General features: G+C 41.6%; 22 protein-coding genes and 1 pseudogene. 12 read left to right on the top strand and 11 right to left on the bottom strand.

The genetic code is table 11. From position 1 onward, the window contains the following. Positions 1–34 precede the first annotated feature (34 nt). Complete coding sequence (locus tag C4S38_RS05610) at positions 35–1,561, top strand: GH3 auxin-responsive promoter family protein (RefSeq protein WP_103982896.1); 1,527 nt, start codon at positions 35–37, stop codon at positions 1,559–1,561. A gap of 143 nt (positions 1,562–1,704) precedes the next feature. Here C4S38_RS05610 and C4S38_RS05605 read toward each other — a convergent pair whose 3' ends face one another. Continuing rightward, the gene (locus tag C4S38_RS05605; RefSeq protein WP_234999298.1) at positions 1,705–2,412 is read right to left on the bottom strand and encodes a phosphatase PAP2 family protein; all 708 of its coding nucleotides are present in this window, start codon (positions 2,410–2,412) and stop codon (positions 1,705–1,707) included. 213 nt (positions 2,413–2,625) lie between these two features. Between C4S38_RS05605 and cysS the strand changes: the two genes are divergently transcribed. From cysS to C4S38_RS05590, 3 genes are all read left to right on the top strand, one after another. Continuing rightward, on the top strand, positions 2,626–4,101 hold the full coding sequence (gene cysS / locus C4S38_RS05600) for a cysteine--tRNA ligase (RefSeq protein ID WP_103982894.1): 1,476 nt from the start codon (positions 2,626–2,628) through the stop codon (positions 4,099–4,101). A gap of 268 nt (positions 4,102–4,369) precedes the next feature. Continuing rightward, positions 4,370–4,774 carry a PaaI family thioesterase gene (locus C4S38_RS05595; protein ID WP_103982893.1) on the top strand — a complete coding sequence of 135 codons (405 nt, stop codon included), beginning with the start codon at positions 4,370–4,372 and terminating at the stop codon, positions 4,772–4,774. Positions 4,775–4,787: 13 nt separating this feature from the next. Continuing rightward, positions 4,788–5,573, top strand: a complete 786-nt coding sequence (locus C4S38_RS05590) for an alpha/beta fold hydrolase (RefSeq protein ID WP_103982892.1) — start codon at positions 4,788–4,790, stop codon at positions 5,571–5,573. Between the two features lie 633 nt (positions 5,574–6,206). Here the strand turns inward: C4S38_RS05590 and C4S38_RS05585 are convergent. Further along, positions 6,207–6,515, bottom strand: coding sequence for a type II toxin-antitoxin system RelE/ParE family toxin (locus C4S38_RS05585; protein WP_103982891.1), 309 nt, complete (start codon positions 6,513–6,515; stop codon positions 6,207–6,209). 2 nt (positions 6,516–6,517) lie between these two features. Next, positions 6,518–6,775: a hypothetical protein gene (locus C4S38_RS05580; protein WP_099464739.1), complete on the bottom strand. Its 258-nt coding sequence runs from the start codon at positions 6,773–6,775 to the stop codon at positions 6,518–6,520. Positions 6,776–6,871: 96 nt separating this feature from the next. On the opposite strand from C4S38_RS05580, the pseudogene C4S38_RS05575 reads away from it, so the two are divergent. Further along, positions 6,872–7,024: pseudogene (locus tag C4S38_RS05575) on the top strand (sigma 54-interacting transcriptional regulator); the annotation flags it as partial. Positions 7,025–7,068: 44 nt separating this feature from the next. Here C4S38_RS05575 and C4S38_RS05570 read toward each other — a convergent pair. From C4S38_RS05570 to C4S38_RS05560, 3 genes are read right to left on the bottom strand one after another with little or no spacing between them, the layout of a single operon-like run. Then, a complete protein-coding gene (locus C4S38_RS05570; RefSeq protein WP_103982890.1) occupies positions 7,069–7,947 on the bottom strand; it encodes a DUF3108 domain-containing protein in 879 nt (292 codons plus the stop codon). Next, complete coding sequence (locus tag C4S38_RS05565; RefSeq protein ID WP_103982889.1) at positions 7,892–9,799, bottom strand: Ig-like domain-containing protein; 1,908 nt, start codon at positions 9,797–9,799, stop codon at positions 7,892–7,894. Before C4S38_RS05565 ends, C4S38_RS05570 begins: the two co-directional genes overlap by 56 nt. Beyond that, positions 9,796–11,103, bottom strand: a complete 1,308-nt coding sequence (locus tag C4S38_RS05560; RefSeq protein WP_103982888.1) for a DUF2851 family protein — start codon at positions 11,101–11,103, stop codon at positions 9,796–9,798. Before C4S38_RS05560 ends, C4S38_RS05565 begins: the two co-directional genes overlap by 4 nt. 110 nt (positions 11,104–11,213) lie before the next feature. On the opposite strand from C4S38_RS05560, the gene dapB reads away from it, so the two are divergent. From dapB to C4S38_RS05540, 4 genes are read left to right on the top strand one after another with little or no spacing between them, the layout of a single operon-like run. After that, on the top strand, positions 11,214–11,930 hold the full coding sequence (gene dapB / locus C4S38_RS05555) for a 4-hydroxy-tetrahydrodipicolinate reductase (protein WP_103982887.1): 717 nt from the start codon (positions 11,214–11,216) through the stop codon (positions 11,928–11,930). Between the two features lie 17 nt (positions 11,931–11,947). Further along, positions 11,948–13,336, top strand: a complete 1,389-nt coding sequence (lepB, locus tag C4S38_RS05550; protein ID WP_103982886.1) for a signal peptidase I — start codon at positions 11,948–11,950, stop codon at positions 13,334–13,336. Positions 13,337–13,357: 21 nt separating this feature from the next. Continuing rightward, complete coding sequence (lepB, locus tag C4S38_RS05545; protein ID WP_099464747.1) at positions 13,358–14,212, top strand: signal peptidase I; 855 nt, start codon at positions 13,358–13,360, stop codon at positions 14,210–14,212. After that, the gene (locus tag C4S38_RS05540) at positions 14,212–14,844 is read left to right on the top strand and encodes a WbqC family protein (protein WP_103982885.1); all 633 of its coding nucleotides are present in this window, start codon (positions 14,212–14,214) and stop codon (positions 14,842–14,844) included. The genes lepB (C4S38_RS05545) and C4S38_RS05540 overlap by 1 nt, the downstream gene beginning before the upstream one ends. 236 nt (positions 14,845–15,080) lie before the next feature. Here C4S38_RS05540 and C4S38_RS05535 read toward each other — a convergent pair whose 3' ends face one another. Further along, positions 15,081–17,336: an inorganic phosphate transporter gene (locus C4S38_RS05535; RefSeq protein ID WP_099464749.1), complete on the bottom strand. Its 2,256-nt coding sequence runs from the start codon at positions 17,334–17,336 to the stop codon at positions 15,081–15,083. Between the two features lie 188 nt (positions 17,337–17,524). Between C4S38_RS05535 and C4S38_RS05530 the strand changes: the two genes are divergently transcribed. Then, a complete protein-coding gene (locus tag C4S38_RS05530) occupies positions 17,525–18,070 on the top strand; it encodes an RNA polymerase sigma-70 factor (protein ID WP_103982884.1) in 546 nt (181 codons plus the stop codon). An 81-nt stretch (positions 18,071–18,151) separates the two neighbouring features. Here C4S38_RS05530 and C4S38_RS05525 read toward each other — a convergent pair whose 3' ends face one another. The 4 genes from C4S38_RS05525 to C4S38_RS05510 all read right to left on the bottom strand — a co-directional run bounded on the left by C4S38_RS05525 (position 18,152) and on the right by C4S38_RS05510 (position 23,351). Next, entirely contained in the window at positions 18,152–19,042 is an 891-nt protein-coding gene (locus C4S38_RS05525) for an alkaline phosphatase (RefSeq protein WP_103982883.1), read from the bottom strand. A 35-nt stretch (positions 19,043–19,077) separates the two neighbouring features. Next, positions 19,078–21,219 (bottom strand): S46 family peptidase, encoded by a 2,142-nt coding sequence (locus C4S38_RS05520; RefSeq protein WP_103982882.1) that lies wholly within the window; start codon positions 21,217–21,219, stop codon positions 19,078–19,080. Between the two features lie 10 nt (positions 21,220–21,229). Then, complete coding sequence (locus tag C4S38_RS05515; RefSeq protein ID WP_103982881.1) at positions 21,230–22,594, bottom strand: TIGR00341 family protein; 1,365 nt, start codon at positions 22,592–22,594, stop codon at positions 21,230–21,232. 205 nt (positions 22,595–22,799) lie between these two features. After that, positions 22,800–23,351 (bottom strand): hypothetical protein, encoded by a 552-nt coding sequence (locus C4S38_RS05510; protein WP_103982880.1) that lies wholly within the window; start codon positions 23,349–23,351, stop codon positions 22,800–22,802. Positions 23,352–23,759: 408 nt separating this feature from the next. Between C4S38_RS05510 and ruvB the strand changes: the two genes are divergently transcribed. Together ruvB and C4S38_RS05500 are read left to right on the top strand one after the other, a co-directional pair. After that, positions 23,760–24,785: a Holliday junction branch migration DNA helicase RuvB gene (ruvB, locus tag C4S38_RS05505; protein ID WP_103982879.1), complete on the top strand. Its 1,026-nt coding sequence runs from the start codon at positions 23,760–23,762 to the stop codon at positions 24,783–24,785. Positions 24,786–24,829: 44 nt separating this feature from the next. Continuing rightward, positions 24,830–26,326 (top strand): lipopolysaccharide biosynthesis protein, encoded by a 1,497-nt coding sequence (locus C4S38_RS05500; protein WP_103982878.1) that lies wholly within the window; start codon positions 24,830–24,832, stop codon positions 26,324–26,326. Positions 26,327–26,367: the final 41 nt, after the last annotated feature.

Genomic DNA, 26,367 nt, shown 5'->3' with positions numbered 1-26,367 from the left:
TGCCTACATTTGTGTCCAATACAAAATAGGGAGCATGGATATTTTAACAAAAGCGATTTCACTATTTTTTCTACAACGTCAGAAAAATATTGAGAAGTTTGGGCAGGATACCGATATAATCCAGCGTAGACAGCTGCATGCTCTTCTAGCCGGTGCCAGATGTACCGAGTGGGGAAGAAAATACGATTATAAAAGTATACGCAGCTATGAAGATTATCGTCAACGGGTACCTTTGCAAACGTATGATGATATCAAACCTTATGTTGAACGGATGATAAATGGAGAAAGAAATATTCTTTGGCCCTCTATCATTCGATGGTATGCCAAAAGCAGCGGTACAACGAATGATAAAAGCAAATTTTTACCTGTAACAAACGAAATACTGCGGGGATGCCACTATAAGGGAGGTTTTGATTGTGTAGCCCTCTACCTTCGCAATAATCCCGAAAGCCGCTTTTTCTCTAAGAAAGACCTGATACTAGGAGGCAGCCATAGTCCGTCACCACTTAATGCACAAGCTCATTGTGGCGACCTGTCGGCCGTTTTATTACAGAACCTTAGTCCGCTTGTCAACCTGATGCGGGTTCCGAGTAAACGCGTTATACTGATGGACGAATGGGAAAGCAAAATAAAAGCAATTGTAGAAAACACCTGGAATAAGGATGTAAACAGCCTTTCCGGTGTACCTTCATGGATGCTGGTACTGATTAAAGCTATTCTTCAAAAAGCAGGAAAAGAAAACTTAACCGAAGTATGGCCTAACCTGGAAGTCTTTTTCCACGGCGGTATCAGCTTCGAACCTTACCGCGACCAATACAAGGCATTGATCCCTTCCGGCAAAATGCATTATGTTGAAACCTATAATGCGTCCGAAGGTTTTTTCGGGATACAAGACGATCCCGATAACCCCAGTCTGCTGATGATGCAGGATTATGGTATATTTTACGAATTTATTCCCATGAACGAAGTAGGAACCTCTAATCCCACCGTTTTGCCGCTGGAGGCGGTAGAGACCAACAAAAACTATGCAATGGTTATCTCTACAACCGGAGGATTATGGCGTTATCAGATTGGAGATACCGTACGCTTCACCTCGCTTTTCCCTCATAAATTCGTCATTTCGGGAAGAACCAAACATTATATCAACGCATTCGGTGAAGAATTAATGGTTGATAATGCAGACAAGGCTCTTAGTCTCACTTGTAGAGAAACCGGAGCTAAAGTAAATGAGTATACAGCCGCTCCTCTTTTTATATTAGACAAAGCCAAAGGCCGTCACCAGTGGTTTATCGAATTTGAAGAAATGCCTCCATCAATCAGTGAATTTGCAGCATTGTTGGATAAACACTTGCAGGAACTCAACTCAGACTACGAAGCAAAACGGTATAAAGACATTTCCCTCCAGCCTCTGGAAATAATAATATCAAAAGAAGGCGTATTTTACGACTGGCTCAAGCAGAAAGGCAAACTAGGAGGGCAGCATAAGATTCCACGCCTGAGCAACGACCGTACTTACTTAGAAGAGTTGCTGGAAGTGAACCAAAGAGAGCACTATAATTAGTCCAAACAGTTTGGAGTTATGCTTGCAAAGTGTCTGCAGGCATAACTCCATAGCGTATGCAGCGGTAACTCTACAGACTTTACAGCGATAACTCCAGACACTCTGCAAGCATAACTCCAAAGTCTCTGGAATCCGGTTTGCATTTAAAAGGAATAAGAAAGATACAAACCTCCCCCATATTCATTCACGACGGGCGACAGCACCAGGCTATTCGTCTTTTTAAGGTTAATTTTACGGGCGATGGCATTCCGTATCGGAAAATAAATCAAATAAGACAACTCTACAGATAAGATTCCAAATCCGGCACCTGCCACCACATCCGCCACCCAATGACGATTATTGTACAAACGGGAACATGCTACGAAAGTAGCCAGGGCATAACCGGAATAGGCCAGCCAGGCATTACTATCCTTAAACTCCTTATATGCCATATGTGCCCCTAAAAAAGCATTTGCCGTATGACCGGACGGGAAGGAGTAAGCTCCTCCGTCGGGGCGCGGTTCTTTCACCGTATATTTCAGAGTACGGGTCATACCGGCATTTAAACCTTCGGCCAGCACAACAAGGCAAAGCTGATCTGCCCAGTTATGCTTCTCTTTTCCCATCAAGTCACATAAAAAAGGCCAGGCCAGCATCCCCCACTCCATATAATCGTCTATATGTATCTTCTTCACCGACTCTTTGCGGGTAAACAGATGGAAGTCGCTCATGCCGTCGATAGCCGTACCAACGGCACCTACTGTTATTAAAGAGGCCGGAAGGATCAATGATTTGGGATTGAACTTATACTCTACAACAGGAATTCTCTTCCCGGCACTATCACACACAGCCACATTGTCCTGCGCCGTCATCTGCAAAATGCAAGATATCATCAAAAATAAAACTGTCAATGCACGTATCTTCATTCTCTATAAAAAACGATTACATGGCAAAGGTACCACTTTAATTTCAACATCGTCTGCAATACGGTTCCGGCAGCAAACTAAATTAACGTAATACCGCATAAACAGGTTGCCATACAGGGAGATTATTCCTATATTTGCGACTCTTAAAAACGTATAGATATGGAACATCCATTGCACATTTACAACACGCTTACACGAAAGAAAGAACAATTCGTACCCCTGCACGAACCGCATGCAGGCATGTACGTTTGCGGTCCTACCGTATATGGAGATGCTCATCTGGGACATGCGCGTCCGGCTATCACCTTCGACCTCTTGTTCCGCTACCTCACCCATCTGGGCTATAAGGTACGGTATGTGCGCAACATCACCGATGTAGGCCATTTGGAACATGATGCCGACGAAGGCGAAGACAAGATTGCCAAGAAAGCCCGTCTGGAACAACTGGAGCCAATGGAAGTGGTTCAATATTATCTGAACCGTTACCATCACGCCATGGAAGAATTAAATGTTCTTCCGCCAAGCATCGAACCACACGCCTCCGGGCATATCATCGAACAGATCGAACTGGTAAAGAAAATACTGGACAACGGCTATGCCTACGAAAGCCGGGGTTCTGTTTACTTCGACGTAGAGAAATACAACAAAGACCATAACTACGGTGTACTCTCAGGACGCAACATCGAAGATATGCTCAACACAACCCGTGCACTGGACGGACAAGACGAGAAGCACAATGCGGTAGACTTCGCCCTCTGGAAATGTGCGCAGCCCGAACATATCATGCGCTGGCCCTCACCCTGGAGCAACGGTTTCCCCGGCTGGCACTGCGAATGTACAGCCATGGGTAAGAAATATCTGGGCGAGCACTTCGACATACATGGCGGCGGCATGGATCTGATCTTCCCCCACCACGAATGCGAGATTGCACAAGCCGTAGCCTCGCAAGGCGACGACATGGTACACTACTGGATGCACAACAATATGATTACGATCAACGGGCAAAAGATGGGCAAATCGCTAGGCAACTTCATTACACTGGAAGAATTCTTCACAGGCAACCATAATATGTTGCACCACGCCTATTCTCCGATGACGATCCGCTTCTTTATTCTCCAGGCACACTACCGCAGCACGGTAGACTTCAGCAATGAAGCGTTGGAAGCATCCGAAAAGGGGCTAAGCCGTCTGATGGAAGCTTACAGCCATTTGCAAAAGCTGCAACCATCGGCCACCTCATCCGTAGACGTAAAAGGACTGCGCCAGAGATGCTACGAGGCGATGAACGACGACCTCAACTCACCAATCGTCATCTCCAACCTCTTCGACGCCTGCCGCGCCATCAACTCCGTAAAAGACGGCAAAGCAACCATCTCTGCCGAAGACCTGGAAGAATTGAAAGATGTATTCCACACATTCATCTTCGACATTCTGGGAATGAAAGACGAAGCGTCTGCCGGAGGCAACAACTACGAAACGTTTGGCAAAGCGGTAGACCTTTTATTATCCATCCGCCAACAGGCCAAAGCAAACAAAGACTGGGCAACTTCGGACAAGATACGCAACGAACTGACCGCCCTCGGCTTCGAAATAAAAGACACGAAGGACGGCGCAGAGTGGAAGCTAAGTAACTGATTTCGCAGCTGCGGCTGCGAAGCCTCCGTAGGGCTACAGAACCTTCACCGGAGCTCCGGCGGATGTTTTGTAGCCCTACAAATGTTTCACCCGAGCAGCTGTGAAGGCTTTGTAGGCCTACGAAAGGACTACCCACGCGTTGGTAACGGTTTTGCAGGCCTACGGAGGCTTCACCGTAAGGGCGGTAATGGTTTTGTAGGCCTAAAAAGGAAATATCAAAGCAAAAACATTTCAAAATAACACTGAATAAACCATATAACATATCAAAATGACAATAAACGAATTCCTTCAAGGAGATAAATTTGCCCTTCTGGCAGGTGTAGAATTGACAGAAACAGGCAATGGTTACGCTAAAGCCCGTATGGAGATCAAACCGGAGCACCTGAACGGAGGCGGAGTATGTCAAGGCGGTGCAATCTTTACCCTGGCCGATCTGGCCTTTGCAGCAGCCACCAACAGCCACGCCCGGCTAACGCTCTCCATCACCTCCAGCATCAACTTCTTCAAAGCCGAGAGCCGTGGCTACCTGTATGCCGAAGCACGTGAAGTGTTCAGCCACAAACGGCTGGCCAATTGCGAAGTCAGCATCACTAACGAAGCCGGCGAACTGATTGCCACCTTCAACGGCACCGGCTATCGCAAAGACACAGAACTCCCCTTCCCCCCCTATTGAATAATATACAGAAATGAAAACAGCAAAAATACTTTTCCTTCTCCTGCTACTCGGAACCATGCCCCATCTTACGGCACAAAAACAGGCAAAATACGCAGATCGTGGCGATGCGCTTATCTATTATGAAGTATCCGGGCAAGGAAAACCTGTTGTCATATTACATGGCGGCTTAGGAAACATAGACGGATATACTTCTCTGGCGGACAGCCTGAAAAAGGCACACAAAGTAATTGCAATTTCATTTCGCGGACATAACAGGTCTACGTTAGGAAACCGCCCTTACTCTTTCGGCTTATTTGCAGAAGACATAATAGCCGTATTAGACAACGAGAAAGAAAGAAAGGCTTCGGTTGTAGGATTCAGTGACGGAGGAGTTACAGCCTATTGTTTAGCCGCCCTTTATCCTCAACGTATAGACCGTATTATTTCGCTGGCCGGTTGTTTCCGCTATTCCGACTACAAACCGGAAGGCGTAAACTGGATAAAAACGGTAACAGGCAAAGACCGCTTGGGAGCGGATGCGTCCCCTAATGACCTTGCAAGAATGGATTCCCTGATAACTTACATGCGCCCATTATGGCAAACAGAAGTATATCTTTCCAAAGAGGCGGCGGCAACTATCCAATCTCCAACCCTCATTATAGGAGGAGATAAAGATTTCTTCTTCGAAACAGCTTGTTTCGAAGAAGCACACTGCACAATTCCCAATTCGGAATTAGTAATCTTGCCCAACACCGGGCACAATCTGAACCAGCCGGAAATTATACATAAACATATAGTACCGTTCCTGAAAGAATAATGCTTTCGTCTGTACATCTTCTGTTGTGAAGACCATGGATAAATTCTCTGTCTTAATCATATTCTGTTTTTTATTTAATTATTCATTCCTTAATATGCACATCGGACGCAGGCGGACAACACGCCATACCTGACGGACAATCGTAATAAAAGTTAGCCACCTCCACACCCGGCACCGCCCCCGAGACAGAGACCTTGCGTACGTCCGGTATCTTTTCCAGTTGCTTCTTAAAGCTCTCCATCTTGGCCTGTATATCTTCCGTATATGACGGATATAAGCCAGTGTAAAAAAGATTTACACCCGGGCGTTAGCCTGGATAATGGGAAATGTTACTCTTTTTATCGGCATCTTCTATATTTTTCCCCTCGAACTATCAATCGTCCTCTGGACGTCGGACAGTCGTTCACCGTCCAGAGGACGATCGTTCTACGGGCGGCGGACAATCGATTTACGTACGTCGGACGACTAGTTGTTAAGGAGAAACGGGCTAACCATTGCCGGACATTCGGCTACTAGTATACGATGCAGACATCAGGATGATGAATTTCTTTAATTCAGGGCATAGGCGTTTGCTTCCGCTGCAAAGCACCGGAAGAATTATGACCGTATATGAAGGGATGGGAAGGTTTTCGGTTATTTGAATTTATCTATAAGGCGGATTGGGTTTTGGCAGCAATCCCACAACATGGCAATCTTCACCACATTATTTTTGATATAGTAAAAAACCTTATAATCTCCGCATACTAAATAACGATACTGTTGGGATGGCCTTTTAATTTCAACCGCATCTTTCCCTAAAAAAGGGTTCGCTGAAAGACAAGAAATAGATTCCGTAATCTTTCGTATACGCTTACCTGTACTAATAAGCCCGGCATTATCAGTATAATAAGCCCGTATCTTACGTAAATCATCCAAAGCAGGTTTTAGCCAAAAAATCTTCATTTCTACCACAATTCCATTTCTTTAAGTACATCTTCATGAGTTACATAATCACCTGCTTTATCTGCCTTTACAGCTTCATCCAACCGCTCCTCCACTTCTTCAAGCGTATAGGTGCAAGGACGTTTTGCAGCAGGCGAGGCAGACTTCTTGAGGCGCTTATAAGCAGCTTCCAGACGGCTCATCAGCTCTTCATTATCAATGGTGTTGATGATGTCTTGTATCAGGTTGAGTTTCCGTGCCTGTAAATCTAATTGCGTCATAATAAATCTTTTATTGATAGTTACTACCCTACAAAGATATGGAATCGATATTAATTCCCTACTGCAACCGTCAAATATTTTTACACTTGCTTGCTAAGTAAACGGATACCTGTAGACATACGCCTCATAGCGGCAACCAACCGTAATCTACCTGATATGGTAAAGCAGGGACTATTCAGAGAAGACCTCTTCTACCGCATCAATACGATACAAATAGAGATACCACCTCTCCGCAACCGCAAAGAAGAGGATCTATTTCCATACATACCGGCAATCAGGGAAAAAACATTTCGCTAGCGTTTAGGAAAAACGACGCGACAGTCTAACGGATAGCGTAAATTATAAGATGAATTATAATAGACTTCGGCTGCCCCTATCTTCAGTTTTGCCCGTATTTTAATGGGAAGATGATTCTGATCGTCGCCTATCCAGACTTCGGCTGCTTCTTTATTCTGAGTAAAAGCCTCATCAATAATATCAATATAAAAATGACGGGTACGGTATTTGGCATCGCCACGTTCTACAATCTGTTGTCCGGAATAACGGTAACTCACATTAACCAGATCGCGCCCGATAGCTATCAAAAAAGGAAACGTATCACCATAAGACATCTTGTCCCAATCCAAAGCCCGCAAATACATGGTCGCCCCAAGCATATCGAACATACGTCCCTGAGCTGTTAATATGGTATCAATCTTCGTCGTCTTCAAATTATATCTGTGCGAACGGACAGATACATTTCCTTCATTATAAGAGAAACTCAGATTATCAATTAAATAATAATCACCTTCATTTGTCCGTTTGGAACTAAACAATAACCTAGCATCATCATAAGAAAAATGGCAATCTATCGTATCACGCATCTTAAAAACCTTTTCCATCATACCCGATGTACGAAAAAGTAACCGATAATGCCACGATGAATTTCCTTCATACTTGGAATCTTTAATAGAAAGTGTTGCAAGCCCCGCTTTTGGCATCAGAATGCCCCATTTAAAATAGAGATCATAGTCTACCCGTTCACCATGAGTGAAATATCTGTTTGTAGGTAAACCCTGTGCCCGGATATAACCCACCCCTCCTATCAGCAAAAGAAGCAGTATATAAAGATAAACCCTAGAACGGCATTCCGGCACGTCCTGAGTTTTGCGATGACGATTGTCTTCCTTCATTCTTGTAATCCCTTTTCTTCTTGGTTAATTCTTTCGGCTTATTCTTCGTTATATCCAAAGGTTTCTGACGATTAAAGGGAGCAGCATGGATATCCCAGGTTTCTTCTACTTCCCAATTTTGCATAACATTAAGTTGTTTCGGACAATAGAAGACCATTTCAGGCTGCTGTTTATCGGAATATTTTCCTGTATCCCATTTCCCGTTTCCATTCACATCCAATACTAAACGGGCGTAATACTTATCTGGTTTCAAGTCCATAAATAAAGCACCTCCGTCTTTTACTTTCGCTTTCCGCACAGGTTGGTCGTTACCATTCAAAAGCTCTACATAAGCCGTTGTGTCTACTCCGATTATATTTATATACAAATGTCCATATTCATCTTTCTTCTTAATTTTAAACTCACCGGTAAAGAAATCATTCCACTTGCCATATATGCTTTGTATGGTAGCAGAGTCTATTTCCAAACGATATTCTTCTCCATACTTCCAGGGGCGGTTAATAAAGAAACCGAGCGCATTGGTCGTATCGGGTACAAAATCAAACTCCACCGGCTTCCAGAGCGTATCTACTTTCTGATCCAAGAAGAAAACCTCTTTCTTTAAATCGACAACCGGTTCATCAAATACAACGGATATTGTATCGAATAAGTTCATCGAGCCTTGTAAATTAATGTTTAGGCCAAGAAGAGGAGGCGTATCTGCATCGTCACCTTTTTTCTTCTTTTTCTTATCAGGACGATGGCGCATCAAGAATTGAACCGTATCTGTTTGTGCCTGCAAAACATTTACCGAGTCACTTTTCGGATAAGTTACGGAAACAAATAAGGTATCTTGTTGCCAGACAAGAGGATCCGTCAGCCAATAATGAATAGCCGTTTTTCCATCTGCCTCCTGTACCAGATACCAACTGCTATCAGCCGGAGCAAAATTTACAGGTACAAGAGCCGGAATTGTATCCAAAGCAGAGTTAAAGCGCAATGACAGTTTATTTTCCTGTGTACGCTCAGGTTTAAGCATATATTGCCGGCCGAACTTTTCTTTGAAAAGACGAAGCTCTATATTATCGGGCAAGAAGTGCGTATAACCTACGGTAAGTATAGTATCAATCGTCAAACTGTCTTTCCATATTGTATCTTGCCGGGAAGCAAATTCAAATGTAGGAACAATAACGGAATCGAGAAAAGCAATATCTTCTCCCGGCTGATCAAATTTATAATCGCGGTTCACATCATTTAAAGCAAATACGTGATATTTGCCCGGAGAAATATTCCGGATTGTAAACTGTCCTTTATCGTTTGTGCGCGAAGTACGTACAAACGGAAGTTTCACAAATGCAGAATCTTCAAGATTATCATGCAAGCCTATCATTATGCCAGGCATAGGTTCCAGATTTTCAGCATTCAATAATGTACCGGCAACCTCTAATGTATCGATTATATCTCCGGTAGAAAAAGCAAAAGAGAAGTTCTCGAATACGTTCTTTTCGTTATTATCGGAAATAGAGTTGGTAAAGTCTATCGTGTACGTCGTGTTGGGCTTTAATGTATCCATCAATTCAACCACAGCCTTACGGCCTGCAGTACGTACAATAGGCAGTTCCATCTGAGGTGGGGTGATGATTACGTTTTCGGAAGGTTTATCTATCTGTATCAACTCATCAAAAAGGATTTCTACCTTCTTGCCTTTATAGTTGGTCTGATTCGGAACAGGTGTACTACTTATAAATTTAGGAGGATTCTCATCATAAGGACCGCCGGTAGGCGTAGCCATGTTCGCACATGAATAAATTGCTACCAGCAGGAACAAACCGGCAAATAGCTGTAAACTGTTTCTTATATATTTGTCATTCATTTGATCTGACTGTTTATAGCGGGGACAAAAATAGGCAAATTACTCCGTTTTATCAAACGAAAACCAATCCTGCAATACAGGCATTTCTTTTTCTCACAATATTCCCGTTTAAGTTGGATAAGCGCCTGTGTATCTCCTGCATTACGAACTAACATTCCCGCATTCGTAAAAATTGCAACAATATGGTTCCGTTCCGGAGGAATGCTTTCGAGTAAACGCATTGATCTTTCACAGTATTCAGGAAGTTTATTGCGCTTTCCGTATGCAAACAACATCGGGACAACCGTATTGATCAAAAGAATATTCAGTGCATTTTCGCCCATCGGTTTCTCTTTTTCAGGAGAAGCATAACGGAAATGATAATGTGTCCTCCAATAATCAGACGGACTAATACGGAAGTATTTTTTTATTTCTCCGGTACTATATGCATCCAATATTGCTGAGAATAAAGTATCATGTTGTACCCATATTGCCGCGAGTTGAGCAAGTTTCAGATGAGGGAAATTAACCGGACGGATACGTAAACTCTTAAACAATGATTCGTCTAACGGTTTCAATCCGAATTTATGTCGCAAAAAACGATATTCCCTTTGCAATAACCGGTAATAATGGCAATCATTATCCTCCTCCAACATTCCTGCCTGGCCAAACAACAAGGCTTCGATCTGTGAACTGCTACTCCTTTGTTTTTGAATATAACGTAACGGCAAGCTCTTTGCCAACCATTCAAAGGCATCGTTATTAACCCCAAAGCCGAAATTACGCGTTAAAGTAACATAAAAAACTTCATTCCAATCATTATTATGTTGTTCCAAAAGCAACTCTATATCACGTGTTTTACGCTCTAAACGTTCACTAAGCAAAGCATCCGTCCAAATCGAAAGATGCAAGGGTTCTATCATCTGTATACAGGAAATACAGGGAACCGGAATATCGCGAAGCAAAAGCCATTCTATATTTTGCCTGACATTATCCGGAACAGATAAAACAAATTGAGGGACAGGTTCGCCATTCATACGATATATAGTCGCATCATCACAGGCCGTTACATGAAGAATTACCGAATCATAAGCCTTATCCTTATCATGCTTATGAAGAAACCAATCGGAAGCTTTATCGTGTATCTCAACACTTCCTGCCCAAACAGTATCATCCATTTTCACTTTGGCATTGAAAAAATCTGGGCCGGCATTTGTATTAAGAGTACCGGGGTCTAGTACCTCGATGGAAACCCCACCGGTAGTAACTAAAGGAGCAGAAGGATATAGCTTATATTTCCAAACATAGTGTAATAAACGTTCCATATTCTTTCAGAGTTAAGATTTATGCTACAAATCTAATCCATTTTCTATATATTTGCAGCATTAATTATCAAACATTTGACTCGAATAGTTTCAAATACAATTACCAAAATATGAAAATTGCACTTATCGGTTACGGCAAGATGGGTAAAACCATTGAACAGATTGCACTTGACAGAGGACATCAGATCGTGTCTATAGTAGATGTAAACAACCCTGAAGAAATACATTCGGACGCTTTTAAAAGTGCAGACGTGGCAATAGAATTTACCACTCCGGCAACTGCTTTCGATAATTACATGAAATGTTTTGCAGCAAATGTCCCGGTTGTTTCGGGAACTACAGGCTGGCTAGACCACATAGACGAAATAAAAAAGATATGCGCCACAGAAGGCAAGACTTTTTTCTACGCTTCCAACTTTAGCATTGGCGTGAATATCTTCTTTGCATTAAATAAATACCTTGCCAAAATAATGAACAACTTCCCTTCATACGATGTTAGCATGACGGAAACTCACCACATTCATAAACTGGATGCACCGAGCGGTACTGCTATCACTCTGGCAGAAGGCATAATTGAAAACATAGATCGTAAAGAACGTTGGACGTTGGAGACTGCAGAAAAGCCTTCCGACCTCCCTATCCATGCCATCCGGGAAGGCGAAGTACCAGGCATACACGAAATAGTTTACGATTCGGAAGTAGACTATATCAGTATCAAGCACGATGCCAAGAGCCGTGCCGGTTTTGCTTTAGGAGCTGTAATAGCTGCTGAGTTTACTGCAGGCAAACAGGGTTTTTTAGGAATGGACGATCTGTTTAAATTTTAAATACCGATAATAATAAAATGAAGAAGTTCACTAAAAAGCAATGGATTAAATTCGGCATTGCAACCATATTATACGCCTTATTTTGCCTTTGGATGCAAAATGCATGGCTTTTATTGGGTATTATCGTACTAATCGACATATTCCTGACACAATATATTCCATGGGGTGCCTGGAAACGTTCCAAGAATCCGAAAGTACGCAATATATTAGAATGGATAGACGATATACTGTTTGCTTTAATTGCTGTCTATTTCATCAACCTGTTCGTTTTCCAGAACTACCAGATACCTACATCTTCACTTGAGAAATCATTGTTGGTAGGCGACTATCTATTCGTTAGCAAACTGAGCTATGGCCCCCGTGTACCAAATACCCCGGTTTCTTTTCCGTTAGTCCAGAATACATTGCCAATCCTGAATACCAAGTCATATCTGGATTGGCCGGAATGGGGCTACAAACGGGTAAAAGGTTTCGGAAACGTAAAACGTAACGATATCGTAGTGTTTAATTTCCCGGCCGGTGACACTGTTGCCCTGAAAGTGCAGAATCCCGATTATTATACATTGATAGAAGAAGTAGGACGCGATCGTATACACCTGGACAAAGCTACTTTCGGCGATGTCATCTATCGTCCCGTAGATAAGCGGGAAAATTATGTGAAACGATGCATCGGTATGCCGGGTGACACAATTGAAGTCCGCAACAACCAGGTATATATAGACGGCAAAGCTGCGAAGAATCCTGAAAAAATGCAGTTTAACTACTACGTTGAAACAAACGGATCACCCATTACCGAAGATCAGTTCCGTTTAATGGATGTCAGCAAAGACGACCGGATGATTGTCTCCAACGACAAATTGCTTTCATTCCTTGGCTTCACACCGGGCCAGGGCGGACAATACAACCCGGTTTACCATTTACCACTTACAAAGAAAGCGCTGGCCATTGCAGAAAAACTTCCGAATGTGAACAAAGTTGTTATTGAACCGGATGATTTAGGTGGCTCTACTTACTATCCGGCAGGATATAACACAGGATGGACGCGCGATAACTTCGGCCCGTTATGGATACCGAAGAAAGAAGCTACAATTCCTTTGACGGAACGTAATCTGGCATTATACGGCCGATGCATCAAGAACTATGAAAACAATACGCTGGAAGTAAAAGACGGCAAAGTATATATAAACGGTAAACCGGAAACATCTTACACCTTTAAGTATGATTACTACTTCATGATGGGCGACAACCGTCACAACAGTGCCGACAGCCGTTCATGGGGCTTCGTACCCGAAGATCATATTGTTGGTAAGCCTATCCTTATCTGGTTATCTTTAGACAAAGACCGTAGCCTGTTTGACGGCGGTATTCGCTGGGACCGTCTGTTCCGCTGGGTACATCCGGATTAACAGAGAAAGAGCAAAGCACATATGAAACATACGATCCTTTCCATCCTGAAATGGCTGGTAGCCTTTGCACTACTGGGAGGGATTGTTATGTTAATACGTTTTTACTGTATCGGATCATACCGTATATCGACCGATGCCATGGAGACATCGCTTCATCAAGGCGACTACATACTCGTAAATAAATTGCCTGTAAAAGGCAATCCGGGACGCAATCGGGTAGTATTATTCACCAGTCCTTTGCTGCAAGACACAACAACGTCTCCTCTTTTTATCAGCCGTTGCATAGGAATGCCGGGCGATACGATTCATGTAAACTACGACAGCTACAATGTAAATGGTAAACAAATACCCCGTTCTCCGCGGACGCTTACTACTTATTTTGTTACGGCAAGTGCGGAAAATGAATTTATACAAGCTTTGCGAAAGCTGAACATTCCTCAAAGAGACCTGAAAAAGGAGGCGTATGGATTCACGCTACGTCTTACCACTTTTGAAGAGTATCAGCTTAGAGAAGAGCTGACCGACGATACAAACCTCCGGTTTATAAACGAGCAGACCGACAACTATACGCTCGTTGTTCCACAAAAAGGGCATGCTTACCGTTTGAACAATGCAGCCCTGACGGCTTGCAAAGAGGCCATTTTAAAAGAAACGAGCGGAAAAGCCGTATTCCGCAACGGCAAACTTTACATCGACGGAAAAGAAACCTCTTTCTTTTTCTTCAAACAAGACTATTATTGGATGCTATCCGACAATACAAATGATGCGGTAGATTCACGCCACTTAGGCTTCATCCCGGCAGACCATATAATAGGCAATGCCTTAATATGCTGGTATAGCCAGGACAAACAACGAATATTAAAACCTGTAAACTGATGCAATCCGTATATCTTTCGACATCCTATCTGGGGCCAATCCAGCAATATTGCAAAATGTATTCTTTTCCTGAAGTCCGTCTGGAAATATTCGAGAACTATTTAAAGCAGACTTACCGTAACCGCTGTACCATTGCTGCAGCCAACGGGCCTTTGTCCTTATCAGTCCCCATAATAAAGCCTGACACGCTTAAATGCCTGACAAAAGACATCCGTATTTCCGATCATGGCAACTGGCGCCACCTGCACTGGAATGCAATCGTTTCGGCTTATAACATGAGCCCCTTTTTTGAATATTACGAAGAAGATTTCGCCCCTTTTTATGAAAAGCGATACGGCTTTTTACTCGATTTCAACGAAGAACTCCGGCAAACGGTCTGTAATCTGCTGGATATACAACCCAATATAATTTATACCGAAGATTACTCTCCCGTCGTACCCGTCGATTTCCGCGAATCGATCCGTCCGCGCCAACCAATGCCCGATCCCACATTCGATCCTAAGCCTTATTACCAGGTATTTCAGGCTAAATCCGGTTTCCTGCCCAATCTAAGCATCATAGACCTGCTGTTCAATATGGGGCCAGAAAGTATTGTGATACTTCGCAACTCTTCGCTTAACATCGAGCTTTAAAACGGTTTGAAACAGAAACCGGACGTCCGTTTTAACAAAAAACTTTCATGCGGTAAGGTGGAAGGAAGTCATCTTATAAGGTGAGAATGCATCACGCGGTAACGTGGTACACTCTCACGGCATAAGGTGGAAGACTGCCACGCGGTAACGTGATACACTGTCACGGCATAAGGTGAAAGACTGCCACGCAGTAACGTGATACACTCTCACCTTATCCCTTCCCTTTTTTCCGTAGGTTATTCTTTCTGGAACTTGCGGCTCACTTTAATAAGATTGCCGGTGAAAGCTACAACGTTCTGCACTTCCTGCACCATATTGAGGTATAACATACTGACTTTTGTGCTTCCGCTCTGCCCCTGAATACGTTTTAACTCTCCTTTCTTTAATGCTGTAAGTTGGTTATGCAGGCTTACCGATTCGGCAACCAATGCTTCCATATCCGTATAGTCATTCTTCTCGACCATAAGGGCACAACGGTTTTCAAAATCTATCACTTTCTTTGTCACAGCACCAAACTCTTCCTTCTGGATAGCGCCAAGAGGCGGGAAGTTGTTATCTATATGGTCTTTCAGAGGCTCGGTAAGACGGTGGATGCTAAAGATTATTTCACTGGCAAAATCATTGCACTGATAATAATATAAACCTTTCTCTACCGCTATATCATGTTCCAGCTGGGTAACACCAAGAGTACCTACACGCTTTACCTGCTTCAGGTGTACTTTCTTTTCGGCCACAGCCGCTAAAGTCTTCTTTAAATCACGCAGGTTCTCATTCATAAAACCATAAATTGCCTGCGATAACATCCCGGCAGTGAAAGTAAGATCGGTTTGCACCTCTTCGCGGCTATGTTCGCGGAATAAAGCTAACGCTTCGCGTGCATCGGTAGATTTACGTAATTTGGCAACCGTAGAGTTCACCTCTTCCTTTAAAGCCTGTTTACGCATCTTCTTCTTATAGGCAATCTGGCTGCGTACCAAAGAGTAAACAGCCAATCCTACCATACACACCATAGCCGGTATGCCTCCGAAATAGATCATCAATGCTACGACGAAACAGATCGTAAAGGCAGCTCCCGCAGTGATAAACCAACCGCCAATAACAGAAAGCACCCCTGTGATACGGAATACGGCACTCTCGCGCCCCCACGCACGGTCGGCCAATGAACTACCCATCGCAACCATGAAAGCCACATAAGTAGTAGACAAAGGCAGTTTCAAAGAAGTTCCCAAGGCTATCAACAGACCTGAAAGTACTACATTGACAGAAGCACGCACAAGGTCGAAGCTGGCACGGTCTTCCAGAATCATTTCATTTTTATTAAAACGGCTGTCGATCCAGTTTTTTACCGATAAAGGAGTAATGCTATCAATCGTAGAAGCGATGTTGCTGCATGTACGAACCAGAACACGTGCTACAGGAGAGGTTCCAAAGTTTTCATCACCTTCTGCCTGGCGGGAAAGATCGAGAGAGGTTTTTACTACGTTATGCGCTTTTTTGGATGTGGCCAAAGCAATCACCATAACCATGCCTGCGCCAATAAGGAAATAGATAGGAGTCTGTGCCGGTTCCAGCAAGGAAGACATCAGGAAAGTGTCGGTTGTTGTTGTTCCGCCCTGCGCTACATAGTCCATATAAGAAGAATAGCCAACCAAAGGAACACCGATAAAGTTAACCAAGTCATTGCCGGCAAAAGCAAGGGCAAGAGAAAATGTACCCATCAATACAACGACTTTAAACACGTTTACCTTTAGCCAGTGAAGTATTTGCATCAAAATTGTAAATACTACAAAACAAATCCAGACAATAGTTGCAGTATTACTATACACCATATTCTTAACATCGCCATCCATAAAGGAACTTTCCTTCAAACCTTTTATAAGCATAAAGTAAACAATGGCAGTTGCGGCAATACCTCCGAAAATGGCAGCAAAATACTTCATTTGCTTCTTATAATTAAAGGTAAACATAAGCCGGGCTATATATTGCACCAACGTTCCAAAAAAGAACGCTATAGCCACCGAAACGAATATGGCAAGAATCACAGTAAACGCTTTATCTGTATTCAGCAAATCTCCAAGTTGCAAAACTCCGTCGGAGTTAATTATTTTCATCATGGCAATGGCAACCGTACCTCCCAATAATTCAAAAACCAACGACACGGTAGTAGAAGTCGGCATTCCTAACGAATTAAAAATATCCAGCAGCACTACATCCGTAAGCATCACAGCCAATAAAATGCTCATAATCTCGGAAAAGTAAAAATGCTGCGGCTGATAGATACCATGACGTGCTACATCCATCATACCGTTAGAGAGTGAGGCTCCTACAAAAATACCGATGGCGGCAATTACCATAATAGTTTTAAACGAAGCTGCTTTGGAACCAATCGCCGAATTGAGGAAGTTTACCGCGTCATTACTGACCCCGACAGAAAGGTCAAACACAGCCAGAATGAACAGGAAGACCACCAGAAAAAGATAAAATGTTTCCATAAATAATTTATTCTTAATTTTGCACAAAGGTCTGAAACAGTTATTTCACTCCAATTACACACATGTTACAAACGTGTTACAAGTCCATCTGATATGTTAACTGAACAATTTGCATATAAATAAAGTTAGGCATTCGTATGGTTTTCTGAAAATATCTCTATTTTTATGCAATAAATAAGGAATATAACGTGGACAATAAGGATTTCGACAGTATCTATAACCGGAATTATAGACGCTCTTTTCTGTTTGCCAAATCGTATGTACACGATGACATGGCAGCAGAAGACATTGTTGCCGAATCATTGGTAAAATACTGGAAGCTGATTTCTTCCGGCGAAACCGATATTTCCGATGCTTTATTACTAACCATCCTAAAGAACAAGTCTTTGGATTATCTTCGTCATCAAGCCATCCAACATAATGTAATCGAGAATATGGCGGATATCATGAATAGAGAAATAAATCTCCGCATATCAACGCTGGAAGCTTGCGATCCATCGGAAATCTTTTCAAAAGAGATTAGAAAAATAGTCAAAGAGACACTTCTTACTTTACCTGAACAAACTCAACATGTATTCCGGCTAAGCCGTTTCGAAAACAAATCCGTAAAAGAGATAGCAGAGATTACAGGTCTTACAGTTAAAGGGGTGGAATACCACATCACCAAATCACTGAAAATAATGAAATCAAACCTAAAAGACTACATGCCATTATTAATGTTTTTAATGGATTAACCGGATAAAAAAGCCCCCAACACATAAATGCGCCGGGGGCAAACGGGGATGCAAAGAGAGCATCCATGTGCGGAAGGTGTATTATTTAATAATACTACGTCCTATCCACACTTGAGGCTGTTGCAGGCCAAAAATCCATGCGACGGTGGAGGCTACATCGAACTGCATCATACTTTCTTCAATGACATGTCCTTTTTTAATGCCTTTACCAGCAATGATAAATGGGGTTTCCATTTCCTGCATGGTTTTACCTCCGTGGCCCTTTCCAATACCACCATGATCGGCGGTTACAATTATAATAGTTTCATCCCATATCCCAGCATCTTTCACAGCCTGCACAATTTGACCTATATAACTGTCTAGCTCTTTCAATTTTGTATAATACGCCGGAGTATCATGGCCTACTGCATGGCCTACATGATCGGGCTGATCAAAAATAACAGCTAATAAATCCGGCTTTTCCTGCTTGATGTACTCTACTGCAAAACGGGCAGTAGCCGTAGAATCAGCCGAAGCCTCAACAACATGTTTATCATAGCTCAAAGCCAATGTATCTACTAAATAACGAATTCCATCCCATTCGTAAATACAACCAATCTTTGCTTTCGGATCAGCACGATGTAATAAGCCAAATACAGTCGGAAAAATACCATCCTCATCTACAATTCTCGATGGCAACTCCGGTACCTGCGAACCCCATTCCGTATATCCGTGCAACTCGGGGCCTGCTCCCATAAACATAGAAGCCCAATTCACTGCACTTGATGATGGCAAAACAGAACGTTTATTCAGCGTATAACACCCTTCTGTCATCATTTTTTTAACATTAGGCATTTCGGCCTTTCCGATACTGTAAGAACCCCAACCGTCAAGTCCGATCAATATCACATGCTTGGCATGATTATCAACAGCAGACAGGTTGTTAACTGCAAATATCGTACAAAAAACAATTATAAGAAGATTTTTTTTCATAAAGCTATATTTTTAAGGTTAATTTCCGAAATCCCTTATTTTACAAGTTTCAATTCATCAATAAGACGAGAACATTTGCCCCACTTATCCACGACAAATAAAACATAACGGATATCTACACCTATACAACGCTGCAAATCCGGTTCAAAAGCAATATCGCCACTCATAGCTTCCCAGTTCCCATCAAATGCCAATCCTATCAAGCGGGCATTCTTATCAAAAACAGGGCTACCCGAATTTCCTCCGGTAATATCGTTATTCGTAAGGAAACAAAGTTGAAGATCTCCATTTTCATTCGCATAAGGACCAAAGTCTTTACTGCGTATCAGATCAAGATACTCGGGTTGTACCCAAAACTCATCACTGGCAGGATTCTCTTTTTCCAGGATACCTTTCTCGGTAGTATAAAAATCATACCAACCCGCATCATAAGGTTTATATCCGCCAATTGATCCATAGCTCAGACGCATAGTAAAGTTCGCATCAGAGGACAATGCTTCATCCGGATGCATTTCTTTCAAACCTGCAAAATATAAACGCTCTCCTTTGGATATATCATATTCCGCATCACTCATGAATTGTTGTAATTCAAAAAGGGAAATCAAGACAGAAAGGCTTAATTCGGCCGCAGGATCTTTTTTAAACTTATCGTATTGTTTACGATTTTTTATAATAGACTCGATTTGATCGTACGAAAGCAGTTTCGTTTTCTTAAAAACATCAGCCGTATATTTTTCGTAATCTCCTTTATACTTCTTATCTATTTGCTTATAAATATCAGGAAGGAATTGTTCGGGTACACGCTCTTTTACTACTTTCATCATAGCGGTTAATACCTTTTGATCGAGAGCCGGATCATAATCCTTAAAAAAAGACTCAATACGTTCTTTCATAAAAGCGTCTTTCTCTTCGGAAGTTGAGCCATCCACATCTACTGATTGTATCATACGGGCTAAACGTACAATTTCAGCTCCACTGGAGAAAGCCTCCATCAAATAAGTAGCCGCTTGTCTATATTCGTTTGTAGAGGTATAACCTTTCTCTAACAGTTCAAGTACATTACCATATTTTTCTTTACGCTGTTCATCTTGTGCAACCCATGCAGCAAAATCCGCTTCTTCTTTCTTCTTACGTTCAATTACATTCAGGTTTGCCAATCCCCGATTCATTCCAATCGAATTTTTCCAATAATTGGAACTTCCCGCATATTTCGATGCATATTTAATACGGATTTCATCGCTAGCCAACATAGCATCTTTCCAGATAGCCTGTTTGATTCCACGCACTTCTATGCGTGGTTTATTCGAATTTTCAATACGTTGCTGTACTCCCCACGAACTAAGATAACGGTCTGTACTTCCCGGAAAGCCTATAGTCATGGCATAATCTTTATCCTGGTAGCCCTGCAATGAAACTTCTGCTACATATTTAGGCTGATAGGGTTTATTGTCCGCATTATACTCAGCCGGCTTATTATCCTTACCGGCATAAACACGGAAAATAGAAAAGTCACCCGTATGGCGCGGCCACATCCAGTTGTCTGTATCGCCTCCAAATTTTCCAATTGAGCTCGGTGGAGCAAATACCATACGCACATCACGGTACACATCATATACAATCAAAAAATATTTATTATTATTATAAAAAGGGATTACATCGGCCGATACAAACTCAGTATTACCGATAGAATCGCAAATAACACGTCCAATTGAGTCTGCTGCAGCCAAACGCTTAAACTCATCACTGATCCCTGATATTTCACTATTGATACGGTCGCTTACATCTACCGTTTCATGTAAATAACGAACCGATAGTCCCGGAACCGGCAATTCTTCAGACAAATTTTGCGAAACAAAACCGTCTTTCAAATAGTCATGTTCCACACTACTTAATTGCTGGATAGCACCAAATCCACAATGGTGGTTCGTAAAAATTAAACCTTGGTCGGAAACAGTAATACCTGTACATCCACCGCCAAAAATAACAACAGCATTAGCTACGCAAGGGTCTGTTTCACTATAAACCTGTTTGTACGAAGGAGTAAAACCCAGTTCCTTCATACGGGCTAAATTCTGTTTATTCAACTCCTTAAGCACCCACATCCCTTCATCAGCATAAGCCTGTCCCGCAACAACAAAAAGCAGCAACAAGGCACATACTCTCTTCTTCAAATTCATTCTCTCTCTTTTATTCAATTAATAATTTTACATTACCAACACCCGCTCGTGCAGATAACCATTCACGTATTTTTTTCTTTTCTTCAGCGTTAATGCGTTCTCTATCCTTACATTTCAAATAAACTAACATTACAGTATCTTGCTTTTCTGTCGATGCTTTCATGATGTATGTATTAGAACATGATGCCTCTTCCACAAAAGGGAAAAGAACTTTCATCTCCGGCATAACCTCTTCAGTAATACGCGATGAACTACGGCAAACATCAAGTTTATGCTTCAGCGAATCTATTTGTATTGCCTGTACACGCAATACCTCTTCATGATTCTTATACAGGTCTTGCATAAGCAAACTTTTTAACTCATTTATATCGGTAGATTCTTGCCCGAATCCTTGCTGTACAACAAGTGAAACATCTTTCAACCCGTACTTAGGCATTTTTGAACGGACATTTGCAATCATCGTTTCAGGAACAGTTTCACCGATCAATACGACTTTTACTTCTTTTTTATCACTCGTATCGGTAATTGTTTTACTCAATATCTGGGTATTCGGAAAGTTCAGTTCTTCGGATACAAACGAACGTACTCTTTCATTAAAGTAACTTGTACGGATTAAATTATAACTAAGAAAGAGACTCGGAACAATTGTAAAAAAAACGATTATACCGACATAACGGGTTACTATTTTCTCACGTTGTTTATCAAGAAATACTTTTTTGGGGTATTTCAGCAGCCTTACAACCACATAAGTAGCCAAACTGATAAAAACCGTATTGATGAAATACAAATAAAACGCGCCGAAAAAATAATACAAATTGCCACTGGCTAATCCAAAGCCTGCCGTACATAAAGGAGGCATCAATGCTGTTGCAATAGCAACACCCGGTATCACATTTCCCTTACTTTTGGTAGAACTCGCTACAATTCCGGCCAATCCACCGAAAAAGGCAATCAACACATCATAAACGGTAGGTTGCGTACGTGCTAACAATTCGCTTTGAGCTTCACTGATCGGAGAAATCAAAAAATAGAGAGTAGAAGTTATAACACTAAATACAGTAGCCGTAGCAAAATTACGGAAAGAACGTTTGATTAACTCGAAATCGGATATGCCTAATCCTAAACCAAAACCCATTATCGGCCCCATAAGCGGAGAAATAAGCATTGCACCGATAATGACAGCAGTAGAATTCGTGTTCAACCCTAAAGAAGCCACAAACGTGGCAAAAATAAGTACCCAAAGATTTGTTCCTTTAAACTCTACACCCTTCTTAATAGATTCAATCGTTTCCTCTTCGTCTTCTTTCTCCTGACGAACATCGAAATTTCTAATAAAAAAATTCCTGACCAGTATGTACAATGCTCCTTTTGCCATATTTCAAAACTATCTATCTATTGCCTACAAAGATAGGAATAGAATAATTAATACTAGAAGATTAGAAGCATTTGTTTGCAGTTGTTATGAAAAATGATACATTTACAGAATCTCAAGCACACTCAATGGATCTTCAAGCTCTGCATCTTCTTCTAATAGCTGAATTACATTTACGTATGCAAGCTTTTTCATGATAATTTGATTTTCATTCTACAGTAAAATAAATTCTAAACTTCATTTCATCCGTGATGGCATTTTTGTAATACTCATCTTTAGTATTTGACAAGTCAAATCTGAAAGTAAAACCTATATAATAATTACCGGGAGGCAATGGATGTTGTTCATTTATATCATCTCTTATCCACGGAAAAACACCTATATTACTTCTTCCCGGATAATATATAGAAGGTATATCTACCCAATTTATAGGAAATCCATCTGCCACTCCAACAAATGTACCATCAGATTTATAGACTTTACCTATTTCATCAGGAGGAAAATGATCGTACATTAAGAACTCTGTTTCTCTAAAATTCTCTATCGAACAACAAATAGAAAAGTTTTCTCCTTCTTTAAAGGTTGTAGCTGGCTCTCCTTGTTCGTTCTGCAAGTAGAATTTAAGACCAACATCGTACATTTTCACTTCAATTACTTTTTCATTACCTCCTGGAGATATCAGTATCAAGTCCTCCTTATCACAACTTCCCATACAGAAAATAAAGGAAAACAGTAATAAATAATAGAATGTCTGATTCATAAGCACATAGATTTAAAGTTAATTTTAAACAAACACAAGTATTCGTTATTAAGAATACGACAAGAAAAATCTTAATGACTAAGATAAGAATATATACTTATTCTAAACTAATAATTATAATATTTTAATGACATTTCCTAGCAAAATATCAGAAAACTATAATACTCTATATTTTTGCGCTATTTATACCATTTACAATAATCAACCATATTTCAGTATTTATAAAAACATTCTCCCAAGCTACCGGTTGGCATAAATATAAGTACTCTCCAGACTGTCATAGTTATGATTTTTACAACTCATAACTATAAATTTCTAAAATCATAACTATGACTTCTTTACTTCTTTATTCTCCTAATTGGTATAAGAATAAATTATTACCTTTGCCTGTCAAGATAAAAAGATATTATGGAAGACGATTTTGATATACGCGATGCAAAAATACCGGAAAACGAACGGGAGTATGAAAACGCTCTCCGGCCTCTTTCGTTTCATGATTTTAGCGGGCAGGCAAAGGTTGTTGAAAACCTGAAAGTGTTCGTTATGGCGGCACGTATGCGGAAAGAGGCATTAGATCATGTTCTATTACATGGACCTCCGGGACTAGGCAAAACAACTTTATCAAATATTATTGCAAATGAGCTGGGCGTAGGTTTTAAAGTAACCTCCGGTCCTGTTTTAGATAAACCGGGAGATTTAGCCGGCATTTTGACCTCTTTAGAGAAAGATGATGTCCTATTCATCGATGAAATTCACCGTTTAAGTCCGATTGTTGAAGAATATCTTTACTCTGCAATGGAAGATTACAGAATTGACATCATGATTGATAAAGGTCCGAGTGCACGTTCCATCCAAATTGATATCTGCCCTTTTACACTTGTAGGGGCAACTACCAGAAGCGGCTTGCTTACAAGCCCCCTTCGTGCCCGGTTTGGTATCAACATGCACCTGGAATATTACGATGTAGAGACATTAACAAAAATCATTCTTCGCAGTGCCGACATACTGAATGTCAAATGTGATCTGAGTGCAGCCCGCGAAATCGCGTCCCGCAGCCGGGGAACACCACGTATCGCAAACGCCCTGCTCCGCCGCGTAAGAGATTTTGCCCAGGTGAAAGGATCAGGGTCGATAGACAAGGCCATTTCCTGTTACTCATTGGAAGCCCTGAACATAGACCGTTACGGACTTGATCAGATAGATAACAAACTGCTTACAACGATTATAGATAAATTTAACGGTGGTCCGGTGGGGTTGACAACAATTGCAACTGCACTGGGAGAAGATCCGGGAACTTTGGAAGAAGTATACGAACCTTTCCTTATCAAAGAAGGCTTTATCAAACGAACACCGCGGGGACGTGAAGTCACAGATTTAGCTTATACCCATCTGGGGAGAAACAAAGGAAGTGAACAGGGGTTCCTATTCGATTAATAAACGGAGTAGCCGTCAAAGAATAACGGCTTAAATCAAATTATATGGCGCAAGGAATGAAGCGGTTGGCTAAAGAGACAGCCGTATATGGAGTTAGCAGTATTTTAGGCCGTTTCCTCAACTGGATGCTAGTGCCTATGTATACGCGCGTATTGGCAAGCACTGCCGATTTTGGGATTGTAACCAATGTTTACGGATGGATAGCCCTGTTGCTTGTATTACTTACTTACGGGATGGAAACGGGTTTCTTCCGTTTCATCAATAAAAAAGAAGAACAGGAACCGATACGTATTTATTCGACCGCTCTATTCAGTTTGGGCATAAGTTCTATTGCATTCATTCTTCTGTTACTGCCATTCTATGGAACCATTAGTAACACGCTTGGATATGCAAACCATCCGGAATATATCCTGATGATGGGAATCACAGTTGGAATAGATGCTTTCTGCTGCATCCCTTTTGCCTACCTCAGATACAAAGGCAAGGCCATACGCTTTGCTTTCCTTAAACTGCTGGCCATTTTCCTCAACATTGCACTGAATATCTTTTTCCTTATCATCTGCCCGTGGCTTATGAAACATTATCCTTCAGCGGTGGATTGGTTCTTTCATGCAGATTACAGTGTCGGTTACATCTTTATTTCAAATGTGATAACAACTGTTGTAACATTACTTATGCTGCTTCCCGACATGATACCCGGTTTCCGGCATAAACCCGACCTGCAAGTCTGGAGGCAGATGCTGCGTTATTCATTCCCGATCCTGATATTGGGAATAGCCGGAATCTTTAACCAGACGGCCGATAAAATCCTGTTTCCTTTTCTATTTGCCGACAAAGAATATGCAAACGAGCAGCTCGGCATTTACGGTGCCTGCTTCAAAATAGCGCTGGTTATGGTTATGTTCACCCAAGCCTTCCGCTACGCCTACGAACCATTCATCTTCGCCAAGAACAAAGAAGAGGGGAGTAAAAAAGCATATTCGGAAGCGATGAAATACTTCGTTATCTTCACGCTCTTTATCTTTCTCTTCGTTACGTTCTACATAGATATTTTCAAGTATTTCGTAGACAAAAGCTATTACCCCGGTCTACGTGTCGTCCCGATTGTAATGCTGGGCGAACTTTTCTTCGGTATTTATTTTAATCTTTCATTCTGGTATAAGCTAATCGACCAGACACAATGGGGAGCCTATTTTTCAACTATCGGATGTATTGCTACCGTATCCATCATACTCTTTTTCGGGCCAACTTACGGATATATGGCTTGTGCTTGGGCATCCTTCTGTTGTAATCTGTTAATGATGCTTCTTTCATACTTCATCGGACAAAAGAGGTTTCCGATACAATACGATTTAAAATCGGCAGCCCTGTATGCAAGCCTGGCTACAATTCTATATTTGGCAGGAATGCTCCCAAAAATAGATTCGGAAATTATACGATTAGTTTACCGCAGCACATTATTACTCATTTTTATCGTATTCACCGTAAAAAGAGATTTGCCGTTGAAAGAACTCCCGTATATCGGCAAATATTTCCAATAAATATATTCTTGCCAAATAATTCCGGAATCCATGCTTTAGAA

Source organism: Parabacteroides chinchillae, assembly GCF_900108035.1.
In the GTDB taxonomy this organism is placed as follows: domain Bacteria; phylum Bacteroidota; class Bacteroidia; order Bacteroidales; family Tannerellaceae; genus Parabacteroides; species Parabacteroides chinchillae.
The sequence above is the reverse complement of the archived record's forward strand: the minus strand, read 5'-3'. Positions and strand labels throughout refer to the sequence as shown.